This window comes from Cupriavidus gilardii (assembly GCF_008801915.1).
GTDB lineage: Bacteria > Pseudomonadota > Gammaproteobacteria > Burkholderiales > Burkholderiaceae > Cupriavidus > Cupriavidus gilardii.
Genome location: NZ_VZOV01000003.1, coordinates 177,140 through 193,179, shown reverse-complemented (window position 1 = coordinate 193,179; position 16,040 = coordinate 177,140). Strand labels below are relative to the sequence as shown.

The window sequence follows — 16,040 nt, the reverse complement described above, 5'->3', positions numbered from 1 at the left end:
TGGTCCGTCATTCGTAATGGTCGAACTGGGTCTGAGGGATCGGCGCGGCCGAGACAGGCTCGTAGCCAGGCACGTTCAACCTCATGATATCCAGCGGATTGGAGCCGATCTTCGACAGGCCGCGGAACTCCACCTGCAGAAACACGCGGCCGGTGTAGCCCTGCGTGGTATTGCGGAATCGCTGGTAAGCGACCCGGCCGACCCAGCAGTCGGCGGCATATTCGAGCCCCAGCAGCGTATCGACCAGCTGGTTCGCGCTCATGTCGTAGGCGACACGTCCGATGCCGTAGGTTCGCCGCGTGATCGGCCACTGGCTCGAGATCTCGAACTGGTCGATCGCGGTATTGTCGGTGACCGTGGTCGGACGACGGTAGCGGTAGCCGACGTTCAGCAGCTTGCGCGGCTCCGGCCGCCACGCGAACGCGATGTTCGACTGGATCACCCGGTCGTTTTCCGGGTTGTACTGCATCCCGGCATTGATGTAGTAGCCGCGGAACAGCTGGATGGTGGTGGCGCCCAGCAGGTCCGAGTAGCCCTTCTCCGCATCGTCGAGCGTGCCGGTCAACTGCACGCGTTGGCCGCTCATGTCGAAGCGTTGCGCCAGCGTACCACGGAAGCGTTCGATGCCCGTCTCGGACTCGATCAGTCGGGTGGTCACGCCCGCGGTCAGCTTGTTGTTGTCGGCGATGCGGTCGTAGCCGGTAAACGGATTCTCGCTGAAGATCTGGCCGTAGCCGAAGTCCGACTGCACCGTGTCGAACAGCGGGAACGCGCTCTGGTCGCGGAACGGCGTGTAGACGTAGAACAGCCGCGGCTCCAGCGTCTGCAGGTACCTGGTGCCGAACAGCCGGCTGATGGTCGGCGCGTCGCGCTCGAACGTCATGCCGCTGTCGATGCTGAAGGTCGGCACCGAGCGCGTCAGCGTGTTGTTGGCCCCCGGCGTGTTGGTCGACGGCTCCATCTGGTACTGGGCCGCGTTGAACATGACCTTGGGCGTCACGAACCAGCCCGGGCGCACGATCGGATAGCTGATCGACGGCTGGATGAACACGCGCTCGCCCTGCGGCTGCTGGAAGCCGGTGGTCGTCAGCGGGATGCGGAAGCGCGTGTAGTCGGCCTCGATCTGCACGTCGAAGCCGCCCCAGTTGTAGCGCGTGAACTTGCCGTTCAACTGCGGCACGCGCTCGTAGGTCGGCTGGCTCGGCGCCAGCGTCTGGAAGGTCTGCACCCGCGCCAGCAGCGAGAAGTCCTGCCAGTTGTAGGTGACCCCGCCCTCCTGCGTGTACTGCCGCAGCGTCGACTGCGCGACCGTGCGCGTCAGGTCGTCCGGATAGCGGTCGTCCGATACCCGGTTCAGGTTCACATAGGCGTTCAGGCCCTTGGCCAGGTTCTGCGTATGCTGGATCGAGTACAGCCAGCGGTCCGAGTTGGTCTTCTGGTCGTTCGGCAGGAACTCGCCGCGGATGCGGCCCGCATAGCCGTTGCCGATGTAGCGGAAGTCGCCGCCCAGCTGCACGCCCCGTTCGCTCATCACGCGCGGATACAGCGTCAGGTCGCGGTTCGGCGCGATATTGAAGTAGTACGGCACCGTCAGGTCGAAACCCGAGCGCGAGCTGTAGGCCATCAGCGGCGCGAGGAAGCCGCTGCGGCGCTCGTCGGTCAGCGGGAAGGTCACCGCCGGTGCCGCCAGGATCGGCACGTCGAAGAAGCGCAGCACGGCGCCGTGCGCGGTGCCGACCTGACGGTCGCTGTCCAGATCGAGCTGGCGCGCGCTGAAATACCAGTCCGCGTTGTCCGGCGAACAGGTGGTATAGGTGGCGCGCTGGATGGTGCTCTCGTTCTTGTTCAGGAAGTCGATGCGCTCGGCCGTGCCCGAACCGCCGGTCTGCTGGAAGTAGTAGTCCGGCGACAGCATGTAGCCTTCGTTGGCCTCGACGCGCAGCTTCGCCTCGGGGCCGACCGCCAGCGTGCCTTCGCGCGAGAGCCGGACGTTGCCGGTCGCCAGCGCCTCGTCGCTGTCCTGGTCGTAGGTCAGCTTGTCGGCCTTGATCACGGCACCGTCGCTGCGCAGCTCGGCATTGCCCTGCAGTTCCAGGCCGCGCTCGTTGTATCCGGTCATGCTGTCGCCGGAGACATAGGTCGGCGCGCTCGGGTCGCTCGGCGCGCTGCGCCAGGTGGCCGGCTCCGACAGATAGGGGATCAGTTCGCCGGGGCGCGGCGGCTGGCGCGGGTCGGCCGCCTCGGCCGTGGGCTCCGCAGCCGGCAGCGCGGGAATCGCCGAGCCGACCGCCTGGCCTTGCGCATGGGCGCCCAGCGACCAGCCGGCCATGGCCAGCACCAGCGGGCGCAGGGCCCGGACTGGCCGGCGCGCGGGCTGGCGGCCCGGCGCCTGGATTGCGGTGTGATTCGGTGATCGTTGTTGTTCGGTCATGCGTCGGGTCGTCGGTCGGACGGCGGGACGGTTGCGCAGAACCGCCGCAGCCACCGTCCAAACAGGCTGCCAGGCACAGGACGGGCCCACCCGGGAGCCGCCCGGCGCCCGGGTCTGGTCGGGTATTATACGGGGCAACTTATCGACCCTTTCCGGCATGGCAGCACTTCCCCTCGACCCGCGCCAGGACCAGCTCAAAGCGTGGGTGTCCGGACTCGCTCCGGATTGGTCCATCGATCCCGAATCGTGCGTACCGGCATCGGCCGACGCCAGCTTCCGCCGCTACTTCCGCCTGCGCACCGACAACCCGGCGCATCCGACCGTGATTGCGATGGATGCCCCGCCCGCCCGCGAGGACTGCCGCCCCTTCATCCATGTCGCCGCGCTGTTCGGCGAGGCCGGCGTCACCGTGCCGACCGTGCTGGCGCAGGATCTGTCGCAGGGCTTCCTGCTGCTGACCGACCTGGGCAGCACCACCTATCTGTCGAAGCTGGACATCACCACCGCGCGCGCGCTGTACGGCGACGCCGCCGCGGCGCTGGTCAGGATCCAGGCCGCGACCCGGCCCGGCACGCTGCCCGCCTACGACCGCGAGCTGCTGCAGCGCGAACTGGACCTGTTCCCGCAGTGGTACGTGGCGCGCCATCTCGGCGTGGAGCTCGATGCGGGCCAGCAGGCGGACCTGACCGAGGTCATGGAAACGCTGCTGGCCAACAACCTGGCCCAGCCGCAGGTCTACGTGCACCGCGACTACCATTCGCGCAACCTGATGGTGCTCGACGAGGGGGACAAACGCGGCAACCCCGGCATCCTCGACTTCCAGGACGCGGTGATCGGCCCGATCACCTACGACGCGGTCTCGCTGTGGCGCGACGCCTATATCGAATGGGACGAGGAGCTGCAGCTGGACTGGCTGATCCGCTATTGGGAGCGCGCCCGCAAGGCGAGCCTGCCGGTGGCGGCCGACTTCGGCGAGTTCTACCGCGACTTCGAATGGATGGGCCTGCAGCGGCATCTGAAGGTGCTCGGCATCTTCGCCCGGCTCTACCATCGCGACGGCAAGGACGGCTACCTGGCCAACATGCCGCTGGTGCTGAAGTACGCACGCGCGGTGGCCGGCCGCTACGGCGAGCTGCGCAAGCTGGTGCGCCTGTTCGATACGCTCGAAGGCGTCGAGCGCCCGGCCGGCTACACCTTCTGATGGATGCTGCCAGCAGCCCCACCCGGCGCGGCGAATGGTGGGCCGGTGTACGCGCGCTGTCGCCGATGCTGCTGGGCGTGGTGCCGTTCGGCCTGATCTACGGCGTGCTGGCGGTCGGCGCCGGCATGCCCGCGTGGCTGGCCTGCGCGATGAGCGCGATCGTCTTCGGCGGCGCGTCGCAGATGATCCTGACCCAGCTGTGGGCGGCGGGCACGCCGGCGGCGATCGTCGCCACCACGGTCGCGATGGTCAATCTGCGTCACGCGCTCTACTCCGCCACGATCGCGCCAGCGCTGTCGCATCTGCCGCGCCGCTGGAAGGCGCTGATCGCCTATCTGCTGACCGACGAGGCCTTTGCCGCGATGACGCGGCGGCTCGGCGACGACCCGGTGCAACGGCGCTACCGCCACTGGTACTTCTTCGGCGCGGGCGTCGCGCTGTGGAGCAGCTGGCAGCTGTCGACGCTGGCGGGCGTGCTGGTCGGCGCCCAGGTGCCGCGCCACTGGCCGCTGGACTTCTTTCTGCCGCTGACCTTCATCGCCATCATCGTGCCTGGCCTGAAGCATCGCTCGCACGTCGCCGCGGCGGTGACCGCCAGCGCTCTGGCGGTGCTGTGCTTCGGCGTGCCGCACAAGCTCGGCCTGATGGCCGCGGCGCTGGGCGGCATCGCGGTCGGCATGCTGCTGTTGCCGCGCCGCAGCGGCCCCGCCGGCAAGGAGCGCACCGCATGAGCCCGTGGATGCTGCTCGGCGTGATGGCGGCCGCGGGCCTGGCGACCTATCTGATCCGCCTGTCCTTTATTGCCGTCGAAGGCAAGGTGCGCCTGCCCGCCTGGTTCCGCACCGCGCTGCAGTTCGTGCCGGCGGCGATGCTGTCGGCGCTGATCGCGCCCGACCTGCTGATGCGCGATGGCCAGCTGGCCATCGGCCTCGACAATGCCCGCCTGATCGCCGGCGTGGTGGCCATCGCGATCGCCGCGCGCACGCGCAGCATCGGCTGGACCATCGCCGGCGGCATGGCCACCCTGCTCGTCCTGGAGACCCTGATTTGAAAGCGATGATCTTCGCCGCCGGACGCGGCGAGCGCATGCGCCCGCTGACCGATGGCTGCCCGAAGCCGCTGCTGCAGGTCGGGGGCAAGCCGCTGATAGTCTGGACCATCGAGGCGCTGGCCCGCGCGGGCCTGACCGAGATCGTGATCAACCACGCCTGGCTGGGCCAACAGATCGAGGCGGCGCTCGGCGACGGCAGCCGCTTCGGCGTGCGTCTGGCGTATTCGGCCGAGGGCGAGGCGCTCGAGACCGCGGGCGGCATCGCCAAGGCGCTGCCGCTGCTGCGCGACGGCGCCGGCGACGGTGGCGACGGTGGCCGCGGTGACAAGGGCCAGATCTTCGTCGCGGTGTCGGGCGATATCTATTGCGACTACGACTTCCGCGCGCTGTTGCCGCGCGCCGCCGCAATGGCCGGCGCGCCCGAGCCGCGCATGCATCTGGTGATGGTGCCCAATCCACCGTTCCACCCGGAGGGCGATTTCGCGCTCGGCGCCGACGGCATGCTGTCGCTGCCCGGCGAGGCGCCGCTGGCCGACGGCGCCGCCCGCCTGACCTTCGGCAATATCGGCCTGTACGACACCCGCACCTTCGCCGGCATCGCGCCTGGGCAGAAGGTCGCGATGACGCCGTTCTACCGCGCCGCCATCGCGGCCGGCCTGGCCACGGGCGAGCGCTTCGCCGGCCGCTGGGAGAACGTCGGCACGCCGGCGCAACTGGCCGCGCTCGACGCCGCGCTGTCGCGGTAGCGGCGCCGCGCGCTGCAATGCTGTCGTGCCGCCAGCGCGGGGCGACCGCAGGCGGGGGCTGCAGGCTTTCGCCGCGACCGGCGTTAGAATCGGGCCATTGCTCACTGCCTGCCCGATGCGAGTCGGTCCCCTCATGTCCGCACCAGATTCCGCCCTCCTCCAGGCCTGTCGCGCGCGCCGCGCCCGTGTGCTCGATCACCTGCGCGCCGCCGGCGGCGGCGTCGCGATCCTGCCCACGGCACCGGAAGCGATGCGCAACCGCGACAGCGACTTCCCGTACCGGCACGACAGCTACTTCTATTACCTGAGCGGCTTCACCGAGCCCGAGGCGGTGCTGGTGCTGATCGCCGCGCCGGCCGGCGGCGCCGACCGCAGCATCCTGTTCTGCCGCCCCAAGCACGAAGAGCGCGAGATCTGGGACGGCTTCCGCTACGGCCCCGAAGCCGCGCGAGAGGTGTTCGGCTTCGACGAGGCCCATGCGATCGAGGAGATCGATGCGCAGTTGCCGCAGCTGCTCGCCAACCAGAATCTGATCGCCTATCCGCTGGCCGCGTCGACCCGCATCGACATGCAGGTACGCCGCTGGCTCGATGCCGTACGCACGCAAGGCCGCGCCGGCGTGGTGGCGCCATCCAGCGCGCTCGATATCCGCACGCTGCTCGACGAGATGCGGCTGTTCAAGGATGCCGGCGAGCTCGGCATCATGCGCCGCGCCGCGCAGATCTCCGCGCAGGCGCATGTGCGCGCGATGCAGGCCAGCCGCGCCGGGCTGCGCGAATACCATCTGGAAGCCGAGCTGCTGTACGAATTCCGCCGCAACGGCGCGCAGAGCGTGGCCTACAACTCGATCGTCGCCGCCGGTCCCAATGCCTGCGTGCTGCACTATCGCGCGGGCCCCGCCGAACTGCGTGACGGCGACCTGTGCCTGATCGACGCCGGCTGCGAACTGGACGGCTACGCGTCCGATATCACGCGGACCTTTCCGGTGTCGGGCCGCTTCTCGCCGGCGCAGCGCGAACTCTACGATCTGGTGCTGGCGGCGCAGCAGGCCGCCATCGACGAGACGCGCGCCGGCGTGCCGTACAACGTGCCGCATGACGCCGCGGTGCGCGTGCTCGCGCAAGGCATGCTCGACACCGGCCTGCTGGACCGCGACAAGGAAGGCGGCGTGGACGACGTGATCGCCAGCGGCAGCTATCGGCGTTTCTACATGCATCGCACCGGCCATTGGCTCGGCATGGATGTGCACGACGTCGGCGAGTACCGCGTGCCCGGCCCCGCACCGGCCGAGGGCGAGCGCCCGTGGCGGCCGCTCGAGGCCGGCATGGTGCTGACGATCGAGCCCGGCATCTACGTCCGGCCGGCCGAGAACGTGCCGGAACGCTACTGGCATATCGGCATCCGCATCGAGGACGACGCGGTGGTCACGGCCGACGGCCCCTGTGAATTGATGACGCGCGGCGTCCCGGTCGACGGGGACGAGATCGAGGCACTGATGCGCGAACGGAGTGAGAAGTGATGGTCAGCTGGTTGAGAAAACTGTTCGGCGGTGCCGATGACAATGCGGCGGCGTCGCGGACGCAGGCGGAGCCGGAACAGCCGTTCATCGTCAATCTGTTCGACGACCGCGTGGTGGTGCATCGTCCCGATGGCCAGCGCGAAGAGCTCGAATGGCAGGCGCTGGAGCGCGTGGTGGCGCGCGTATCGCGGCGCGCACCGTGGACCGGCAGGGCCTGGCTGATCCTGGTCGGCGAGGAACGCCCCGACGGCCGCCAGCAAGGCTGCGTGACGCCGCTCGACGCGGTCAATCACGAGGCGCTGCTGTCGCGCCTGCGCGCGCTGCCCGGCTTCGATCAGGCGCTGCTCGACAACGCCCTGCGCGATGCGCGCAACGGCAGGACGCGCGAGGACGTGGTGTGCTGGCAGCGCGGCGACGCCGCAGTGAGCGGTGCCGATGCCGGAGGTGCCAACGATGACCCAGCCCAGCCCTGAACTGCACGGCGACGCCTGCGATGTCGCCATCGTCGGCGGCGGCCCGGTGGGCCTCGCGCTGGCCTGCCGGCTGCTGCAGACCAGCCCATGGCGCATCGCGCTGATCGACGCGGCCACGCCGGCGCGCGCCGCCCGCGATCCACGCGCGATCGCGCTGTCGCATGGCAGCCGCGATCTGCTGGCCCAGCTCGATGCATGGCCCGCGGCGGCGACGCCGATCGAGCATATCCATGTGTCGCAGCGCGGCCGCTTCGGCCACGTCAAGCTGCATCACGACGACTACGGCATCCCGGCGCTCGGCTATGTGGTCCGCTACGGCGACTTGTGCGCGGCGCTCGAACACGCGCTGTGGCGCGCCGGCGGCCAGCAGCGTCTGGTGCGGGCGTTCGACACGCGCATCGATGCGATCGACCAGGTTGACGAGCGCGATGCGCGCGCGGTCGGCGAGTCACGGCACGCCCCCCCCGGCGCTTCGTCCGAGGCCGTCGCCGCCGGCTCGCCCGATACCGCGCCGGTGCAATTGCGCGGCGCAGGACCCGATGGCCAGCCGGTGCGCCTGGGCGCGCGCCTGGCGGTGCAGGCCGAGGGCGGGCTGTTCCATCAGCAGGTGGCGCGCATGGCCGCGGCCGGGGCCAGCGGCACGCGCCGTCGCGACTACGGGCAGACCGCGATCGTCTCGCATGTCGCCTGCAGCCATCCGATGCCCGGCTGGGCATGGGAACGCTTCACCGAGCAGGGTCCGCTCGCGCTGCTGCCCCATGATCTGGACGACGACCCGCATGGCGACGGCGGCTCGGGCTATGCGCTGGTCTGGTGCTGCTCGCCGGAAGAAGCAGCGCGGCGCCTTGCGCTCGACGACGCCCGCTTTCTGGCCGAACTCGGCGAGGTCTTCGGCCCGCGCATGGGCCGATTCACGCGGGTGGGCAAGCGCCACGCCTTCCCGCTGGGCCTCAATGCCGCGCAGCTGACCGTCAAGGGCCGGCTGGTGGCGATCGGCAACGCCGCGCAGACCCTGCACCCGGTCGCCGGCCAGGGTCTGAACCTGGGGCTGCGCGATGCATTCGCGCTGGCGGACGAGCTGCGCACCGCCTGCACGCCGCAGGCGCTGGCCGCCTTCGGCACGCGCCACCGGGTCGACCGCGCGATGACCATCGGCGTCACCGACCTGCTGCCGCGCGTGTTCGGCATCCCCTATCCGCTGGCCGCGCACGCGCGCGGTGCCTCGCTGGCCGCGCTGGCCTGCCTGTCGCCGCTGAAGCACGCGCTGGCGCACCAGATGATCTACGGCATGCGCCGCTGAGCCGGCCGCCGCCGCGCGGTGACCGGCAGCGAGACGGCCTGGGCTGCGGCCCGGATCGCCCGATGCGGCCGCTCGGGTCGATGTGGCGCCGCAGCACATCGGCCCTGCTTATTTCTTGGGCAGCCGGCTGGTTTAGCGGTAAAATCCCGCCCTCGCACATGCCCCCCGCTTCACCGCCGACGCTGCTTCGGCCGGGCATGCCTTTCGCCATTCGATCCGTGACACCGCTGCTGGGCGGCCGGTCACGGCCAGCCTTTCTGGACGTCGCCGGACCCTAGCCGTGCAAATCGGACCTCATCTCCTTCGCAACAACCTGTTCGTCGCGCCGATGGCCGGCGTCACGGACCGCCCCTTCCGCCAGCTTTGCAAGAAGCTCGGCGCGGGCTACGCGGTCTCGGAGATGGTCGCCTCCAACGCCCAGTTGTGGAAGAGCGAAAAGACCATGCGCCGTGCCAACCATGACGGCGAGGTCGAGCCGATCGCGGTGCAGATCGCCGGCGCCGAACCCGGCATGATGGCCGAGGCGGCGCGCTACAACGTCGACCGCGGCGCGCAGATCATCGATATCAACATGGGCTGCCCGGCCAAGAAGGTCTGCAATGTCGCGGCCGGGTCGGCGCTGCTGCAGAACGAGCCGCTGGTGGTGCGCATCGTCGAGGCGGTGGTCGGCGCGGTCGGCGACCGCGTGCCGGTCACGCTGAAGATCCGCACCGGCTGGGACCGGCAGAACCGCAACGCGGTGCGCGTCGCGCGCATGGCCGAGGCCGCCGGCATCAGCATGCTGACCGTGCACGGCCGCACGCGCGCCGACCTGTATCACGGCGAAGCCGAATACGAGACCATTGCCGCGGTCAAGGACGCGATCCGCATCCCGGTGGTCGCCAACGGCGACATCACGACGCCGCAGAAGGCGCGGCACGTGCTTGCGGTCACCGGCGCCGACGCGATCATGATCGGCCGCGCCGCGCAGGGACGCCCGTGGCTGTTCCGCGAGATCGCGCATTTCCTCGAAACCGGCGAGCAGCTGCCGCCGCCGGAGGTGGCCGAGATCCGCGCGATCATGAACGCGCATCTGCAGGACCACTACGCCTTTTACGGCGAATTCACCGGCGTGCGTACCGCGCGCAAGCATATTGCCTGGTACACGCGCGGACTCAAGGGTGCCAATCTGTTCCGGCACCGGATGAACACACTGGAAAGCACCGAGGCGCAGCTGGCCGCCGTCAACGCTTTCTTCGACGAGCAGGCCGCGCTGTCCGACCGGCTGGTGTATGTCGACGAAGGCGACGCACAGACCGGCGCATCGAACAACAACAACAGGGAGTTGCTTGCCGCATGAGCCGCAACGTTATCGACCAATGCATCCGGGACAGCCTGAGCGCCTACTTCCGCGATCTGGACGGCGAGCAGCCGTCGAACATGTACAACATGGTGCTGGAGGCGGTGGAACGGCCGCTGCTGGAAACGGTGATGGCGCGTGCCGACCGCAACCAGTCGCTGGCCGCGGCCTATCTCGGCATCAATCGCAATACGCTGCGCAAGAAGCTGCAGCAGCACGGTTTACTTTGAAGCGTCCTCCATCACCATGATCAAGCAAGCCCTTCTCTCCGTTTCCGACAAGACCGGCATCGTCGACTTCGCGCGCGAACTGCATGCGCTCGGCGTGACGCTGCTCTCCACCGGCGGCACCGCCAAACTGCTCGCCGATGCCGGCCTGCCTGTCACGGAAGTGGCCGACTACACCGGCTTCCCCGAGATGCTGGACGGCCGCGTCAAGACGCTGCACCCGAAGGTGCACGGCGGCATCCTGGCGCGCCGCGACCTGCCGGAGCACATGGCCGCGCTGGCCCAGCACGACATCCCGACCATCGACCTGCTGGTGGTCAACCTGTACCCGTTCCAGCAGACCGTCGCCAAGGACGACTGCACGCTGCCCGACGCGATCGAGAACATCGACATCGGCGGCCCGACCATGCTGCGTTCGGCGGCGAAGAACCATCGCGACGTGACGGTGATCGTCGACCCGGCCGACTACGCGCCGGTGCTCGAGGAAATGCGCGCCAACGGCAACCAGGTCGGCTACGACACCAACTTCCGGCTGGCCACCAAGGTGTTCGCGCATACCGCGCAATACGATGGCGCGATCACCAACTACCTGACCAGCCTCGGCGCGGACAAGTCGCACCAGGCGCGCAGCGCCTATCCGCAGACGCTGAACCTGGCCTTCGAGAAGGTGCAGGAAATGCGCTACGGCGAGAACCCGCACCAGTCGGCGGCGTTCTACCGCGACCTGAAGGCGGTCGACGGCGCGCTGGCCAACTACGTGCAGCTGCAGGGCAAGGAGCTGTCGTACAACAACATCGCGGACGCCGACGCGGCATGGGAATGCGTCAAGTCCTTCGAGGCCGCCGACGGCGCCGCCTGCGTCATCATCAAGCACGCCAACCCCTGCGGCGTGGCGATCGGCGCCAATGCGCTGGAGGCCTACGAGAAGGCGTTCAAGACCGATTCGACGTCGGCCTTCGGCGGCATCATCGCGTTCAACGTCGAACTCGACGGCACGGCCGCGCAGGCGGTCGCCAGACAGTTCGTCGAGGTGCTGATCGCGCCGTCGTTCAGCGCGCAAGCACGCGAGGTGTTCGCCGCCAAGCAGAACGTGCGCCTGCTGGAAATTCCGCTCGGCAAGGGCGTCAACCAGTATGACCTGAAGCGCGTCGGCGGCGGCCTGCTGCTGCAGAGCCCGGACGCGAAGAACGTGCAGCCGTCGGAGCTGCGCGTCGTCACCAAGCGTCATCCGACGCCGAAGGAAATGAGCGATCTGCTGTTCGCGTGGCGCGTCGCCAAGTTCGTCAAGTCGAACGCCATCGTGTTCTGCGGCGGCGGCATGACGCTGGGCGTCGGCGCCGGCCAGATGAGCCGCGTCGACTCGGCCCGCATCGCCAGCATCAAGGCGCAGAACGCCGGCCTGACGCTGGCCGGCTCGGCGGTCGCCTCCGATGCCTTCTTCCCGTTCCGCGACGGCCTGGACGTGGTGGTCGACGCGGGCGCGACCTGCGTGATCCAGCCGGGCGGCTCGATGCGCGACGACGAAGTCATCGCCGCCGCCGACGAGCGCAATATCGCGATGGTGCTGACCGGTACGCGGCATTTCCGGCATTGAGTCCGGACCAAGGGGACCGAGCGGCAACGCGCCGCTCGCAGCCGGGCGAGCAGATCGAATGAGCGGTACGAACGCGCAGTTCGGCGAGCACCGGCTGTCCTCTCCCCTGCCCTCCCCCGCAAGCGGGAGAGGGAGAATGCCCCGGGCCTCCGATGCTTCGGTAGCGCGCTCGGTGGCCCGCCTCGACTCCCGGTCCTGCATGGCCGAAGAAGGGATCGGAAAGGGCTCGGGAAAGGGTAACATCGGTCGATACTCCGATACCCCCGCGCCATGCGCGACGACAATCGCGCAGCGCCCGCCACCAAATCCACCTACACTACCCCATCGCCACCTCTCCTAGCTCAATGCGCATCCTCGGCATCGACCCCGGCCTTCGTACCACCGGCTTCGGCGTGGTCGAAAAGCACGGCAACAAGCTCGCCTACGTCGCCTCGGGCACCATCAAGAGCGATGGCAACGGCAGCCTGCCCGAGCGTCTGAAGACGCTGTATGACGGCATTGCCGAGGTCACGCGAACCTATGCGCCCGATTGCGCGGCGATCGAGAAGGTGTTCGTCAACGTCAATCCGCAATCGACGCTGCTGCTCGGACAGGCCCGTGGCGCGGCGATCTGCGGGCTGGTGGGCTATGGCCTGCCGGTGTTCGAATACACCGCGCTGCAGTTGAAGGTCGCCGTGGTCGGCTATGGCCGCGCCAACAAGGCGCAGGTGCAGGAGATGGTGGCGCGGCTGCTGGCCCTGCCCGGCCATCCCAGCTCCGACGCGGCCGACGCGCTCGGCGTGGCGATCTGCCATGCCAATGGCGGCGATACGCTGGCGACGCTGAGCGGCCTGGCGCCCGAGCTCGCGCGCAAGGGCGTGCGGGTGCGGCGCGGCAGACTGGTCGGCTAGCGCCGGCTCTTTCGGCTCTCGGGCTCTCGGGCTCTCCCCGACTCTTCGGCTCCCCTGACTTCCCTGACTCCCCTGGCTTTCCGGCTCTCGCGGCTCTCCGGCCCCCGCGGCGCTGACGGCGTCCCAGGCGACGCGCGCCTCACTTACAATCGGCCTCATCCCGCGCTCGAGGAGGCCGCATGTCCCGTCCCAGCTTGATCCCCCGTTTTGCCTTGCAGTCCGCCGCCCGGCTCCACGCCGCGATGTCGGCGGCGATGCTGGCCACCCTGCTCGCGGGCTGTGCCACCCAACCCGTACCTCCCGCCGCGCCCGCCGCCGAACCGCCGCAAGCCGAACCGGCCCCGCCGCGGCCCAAGCCGCTGGTGATCGGCCATCGCGGCGCCAGCGCGCTGCGGCCCGAACATACGCTGGCCGCATACACCAAGGCCATCGAGGACGGCGCCGACCTGATCGAACCGGATCTGGTCGTCACGCGCGACGGCGTGCTGGTGGCCCGGCACGAGAACGAGATCGGGGGCACCACCAACGTCGCCACGCTGCCGCAGTTCGCCGACCGCAAGCGCATCAAGGTGATCGACGGCGAGCGGCTGGAGGGCTGGTTCACCGAGGACTTCACGCTGGCCGAGCTCAAGACGCTGCGGGCGCGCGAGCGCATTCCGAAGCTGCGTCCGGCCAATACGCAGTACGACGACAAGTTCGAGATCCCGACGCTGAACGAGATCATCGCGCTGGCCGCCAACGCCTCGCGCCGCAGCGGCCGGACCATCGGCCTCTATATCGAGACCAAGCATCCGAGCTACTTCCGCGGCATCGGCCTGCCGATCGAAGAGAAGCTGGTCGACGCGCTGCGTGCCAACGCCCATACGCGCCATGCGCCGGTCTATCTGCAATCGTTCGAGACGGCCAATCTGCGCGCGCTGCGCCAGCGGCTCGGCAAGTCGATGCCCAACGTCAAACTGGTGCAGCTGATCGGCAGCGGATCGAAGGCGCCGGCCGACTGGCGGCTGTCCGGCGATACGCGCCGCTATGCGGACATGGTCAAGCCGCTCGGACTGCGCGAGGTGGCCACGTACGCCGACGGCATCGGCCCCGAGCGTACGCACGTGCTGCCGCGCGACAGCGCCGGCGGGCTTGCCGCGCCGACCGCGCTGGTGCGCGACGCGCACGCGGCGGGCCTGGTCGTGCATCCTTACACGCTGCGGCCGGAGAACGCCTTCCTGCCCAAGAGCCTGCGCGGCCCCGGCGGCGATGCGGCACGGCATCCGGCCGGCATGATCCGCGAGGCGCGCGCGCTGATCGACGCCGGCGTGGACGGCTTCTTCACCGACGATCCCGCGCTCGGACGCCGCGCGGTGGACGCGCCCTAGACGCGCGGACACCCAGCCTCGCTGCGCTACACTGGCGCCCTTTCAGACCGACCCATGCCGGCGCGCGGCAGCGCCCGGCAGCCAATCCCGCAAGCACCATGATCGGACGCATCGCCGGCACCCTCATCGAGAAGAATCCCCCGCATCTGCTGGTCGACTGCCACGGCGTCGGTTATGAGGTCGACGTGCCGATGAGCACCTTCTACAACCTGCCGGCGGTCGGCCAGCCGGTCACGCTGCTGACGCAGCTGATCGTCCGCGAGGACGCGCATCTGCTGTACGGCTTCGGCAGCGCGGAGGAGCGCAATACCTTCCGCGAGCTGATCAAGATCAGCGGCATCGGCGCGCGCATGGCGCTGGCGGTGCTGTCGGGCATGTCGGTGGCCGAACTGGCGCAGGCCATCACGCTGCAGGAGGCCGGCCGGCTGACGCGCATTCCCGGCATCGGCAAGAAGACCGCCGAACGGCTGCTGCTGGAGCTGAAAGGCAAGCTCGGCGCCGAACTGGGCCATGTCGGCGGCGCGGCGGCCGCGCACGACAGCGCCGCCGATATCCTGAACGCGCTGCTGGCGCTCGGCTATTCCGACAAGGAGGCCGCCGCGGCGACCAGGCAGGTGCCGGCCGGCACCGGCGTCTCCGAAGGGATCAAGCTCGCGCTGAAGGCGTTGTCGAAGGGCTGAGACCGCGCGGGGCACGGGCACGTGCGGGCCAGTGTACGGGCCTGCGTACGAGCCGGTAAGCGGCTCGTGCTCGCCAAGACGGCGGACGGCGCCGACGGTGCCGTGGGCTACAATCGAGCCAGTTTTCCCGCCTCCGCGCCATGATCCAGACCGACAAGTTCGCCCCGAGCCGCCCTGCCGACAGCGGCGACCGCCTGATTGCCGCCACGCCCGCGTCCAGCAGCGAGGAGGCCTTCGAGCGCGCGCTGCGGCCCAAGCTGCTCGACGACTATGTCGGCCAGCAGAAGGTGCGCGACCAGCTCGACATCTTCATGCACGCGGCCCGCAATCGCCGCGAAGCGCTCGACCACGTGCTGCTGTTCGGCCCGCCCGGCCTGGGCAAGACCACGCTGGCCCATATCATCGCGCGCGAGATGGGCGTCAATCTGCGCCAGACCTCGGGCCCGGTGCTCGAGCGCCCCGGCGATCTTGCGGCGCTGCTGACCAACCTCGAAGCCAACGACGTGCTGTTCATCGACGAGATCCACCGGTTGTCGCCGGTCGTCGAGGAAATCCTGTACCCGGCGCTCGAGGACTACCAGATCGACATCATGATCGGCGAAGGCCCGGCCGCGCGCTCGGTCAAGCTCGATCTGCAGCCGTTCACGCTGGTCGGCGCCACCACGCGCGCCGGCATGCTGACCAATCCGCTGCGCGACCGCTTCGGCATCGTCGCGCGGCTCGAGTTCTATACCGCCGACGAGCTGGCCCGGATCGTCACGCGCTCGGCGCAGCTGCTGCACGCGCGCATCGATCCGACCGGCGCGCTCGAGATCGCGCGCCGCTCGCGCGGCACGCCGCGTATCGCCAACCGCCTGCTGCGACGCGTGCGTGACTATGCCGAGGTCAAGGGCGACGGCACCATTACGCGCGAGATGGCCGATGCCGCGCTGGCGATGCTGGACGTGGACCGCGTCGGCTTCGACCTGATGGACCGCAAGCTGCTCGAGGCCATCCTGCACAAGTTCAGTGGCGGCCCGGTCGGCGTCGACAATCTGGCCGCGGCGATCGGCGAGGAGCGCGACACCATCGAGGACGTGCTCGAACCCTATCTGATCCAGCAGGGCTATCTGCAACGGACGCCGCGCGGACGCGTGGCGACCCCCGCGGCGTACCGGCACTTCGGGTTGGCGATGCCCGGCGGCGCGCAGGGCAGCATCCTGCCGGACGAGTGATGACGCGA

General features: G+C 69.4%; 15 protein-coding genes. 14 read left to right on the top strand and 1 reads right to left on the bottom strand.

The features are described from left to right. Positions 1 to 7: 7 nt before the first annotated feature. On the bottom strand, positions 8 to 2,431 hold the full coding sequence (locus tag F7Q96_RS06485) for an LPS-assembly protein LptD (protein ID WP_053822379.1): 2,424 nt from the start codon (positions 2,429 to 2,431) through the stop codon (positions 8 to 10). A gap of 157 nt (positions 2,432 to 2,588) precedes the next feature. Between F7Q96_RS06485 and F7Q96_RS06480 the strand changes: the two genes are divergently transcribed. The 14 genes from F7Q96_RS06480 (at position 2,589) to ruvB (ending at position 16,032) form a co-directional block, all read left to right on the top strand. Then, the gene (locus F7Q96_RS06480; protein WP_053822380.1) at positions 2,589 to 3,632 is read left to right on the top strand and encodes an aminoglycoside phosphotransferase family protein; all 1,044 of its coding nucleotides are present in this window, start codon (positions 2,589 to 2,591) and stop codon (positions 3,630 to 3,632) included. Further along, complete coding sequence (locus F7Q96_RS06475) at positions 3,632 to 4,363, top strand: AzlC family ABC transporter permease (RefSeq protein ID WP_053822381.1); 732 nt, start codon at positions 3,632 to 3,634, stop codon at positions 4,361 to 4,363. The genes F7Q96_RS06480 and F7Q96_RS06475 overlap by 1 nt, the downstream gene beginning before the upstream one ends. Further along, positions 4,360 to 4,683: an AzlD domain-containing protein gene (locus F7Q96_RS06470; RefSeq protein WP_053822382.1), complete on the top strand. Its 324-nt coding sequence runs from the start codon at positions 4,360 to 4,362 to the stop codon at positions 4,681 to 4,683. The genes F7Q96_RS06475 and F7Q96_RS06470 overlap by 4 nt, the downstream gene beginning before the upstream one ends. After that, a complete protein-coding gene (murU, locus tag F7Q96_RS06465; RefSeq protein ID WP_053822383.1) occupies positions 4,680 to 5,429 on the top strand; it encodes an N-acetylmuramate alpha-1-phosphate uridylyltransferase MurU in 750 nt (249 codons plus the stop codon). The genes F7Q96_RS06470 and murU overlap by 4 nt, the downstream gene beginning before the upstream one ends. Positions 5,430 to 5,562: 133 nt before the next feature. Beyond that, positions 5,563 to 6,948 (top strand): aminopeptidase P N-terminal domain-containing protein, encoded by a 1,386-nt coding sequence (locus F7Q96_RS06460; protein ID WP_053822384.1) that lies wholly within the window; start codon positions 5,563 to 5,565, stop codon positions 6,946 to 6,948. Continuing rightward, positions 6,948 to 7,421: a hypothetical protein gene (locus tag F7Q96_RS06455; protein ID WP_053822385.1), complete on the top strand. Its 474-nt coding sequence runs from the start codon at positions 6,948 to 6,950 to the stop codon at positions 7,419 to 7,421. The genes F7Q96_RS06460 and F7Q96_RS06455 overlap by 1 nt, the downstream gene beginning before the upstream one ends. Continuing rightward, entirely contained in the window at positions 7,402 to 8,721 is a 1,320-nt protein-coding gene (locus F7Q96_RS06450) for a UbiH/UbiF/VisC/COQ6 family ubiquinone biosynthesis hydroxylase (protein WP_053822386.1), read from the top strand. The genes F7Q96_RS06455 and F7Q96_RS06450 overlap by 20 nt, the downstream gene beginning before the upstream one ends. Before the next feature lie 280 nt (positions 8,722 to 9,001). Continuing rightward, a complete protein-coding gene (dusB, locus tag F7Q96_RS06445; RefSeq protein ID WP_053822387.1) occupies positions 9,002 to 10,060 on the top strand; it encodes a tRNA dihydrouridine synthase DusB in 1,059 nt (352 codons plus the stop codon). Beyond that, complete coding sequence (locus F7Q96_RS06440) at positions 10,057 to 10,290, top strand: Fis family transcriptional regulator (RefSeq protein WP_006578759.1); 234 nt, start codon at positions 10,057 to 10,059, stop codon at positions 10,288 to 10,290. Before dusB ends, F7Q96_RS06440 begins: the two co-directional genes overlap by 4 nt. 16 nt (positions 10,291 to 10,306) lie before the next feature. Beyond that, positions 10,307 to 11,881, top strand: a complete 1,575-nt coding sequence (gene purH, locus F7Q96_RS06435) for a bifunctional phosphoribosylaminoimidazolecarboxamide formyltransferase/IMP cyclohydrolase (RefSeq protein WP_053822388.1) — start codon at positions 10,307 to 10,309, stop codon at positions 11,879 to 11,881. Between the two features lie 344 nt (positions 11,882 to 12,225). Then, positions 12,226 to 12,771, top strand: a complete 546-nt coding sequence (ruvC, locus tag F7Q96_RS06430) for a crossover junction endodeoxyribonuclease RuvC (RefSeq protein ID WP_006578757.1) — start codon at positions 12,226 to 12,228, stop codon at positions 12,769 to 12,771. Between the two features lie 179 nt (positions 12,772 to 12,950). Further along, positions 12,951 to 14,138, top strand: a complete 1,188-nt coding sequence (locus F7Q96_RS06425; RefSeq protein WP_082371538.1) for a glycerophosphodiester phosphodiesterase — start codon at positions 12,951 to 12,953, stop codon at positions 14,136 to 14,138. A 98-nt stretch (positions 14,139 to 14,236) separates the two neighbouring features. Beyond that, positions 14,237 to 14,818, top strand: coding sequence for a Holliday junction branch migration protein RuvA (gene ruvA / locus F7Q96_RS06420; RefSeq protein ID WP_053822390.1), 582 nt, complete (start codon positions 14,237 to 14,239; stop codon positions 14,816 to 14,818). 140 nt (positions 14,819 to 14,958) lie between these two features. Further along, entirely contained in the window at positions 14,959 to 16,032 is a 1,074-nt protein-coding gene (ruvB, locus tag F7Q96_RS06415) for a Holliday junction branch migration DNA helicase RuvB (protein ID WP_053822391.1), read from the top strand. Positions 16,033 to 16,040 lie beyond the last annotated feature (8 nt).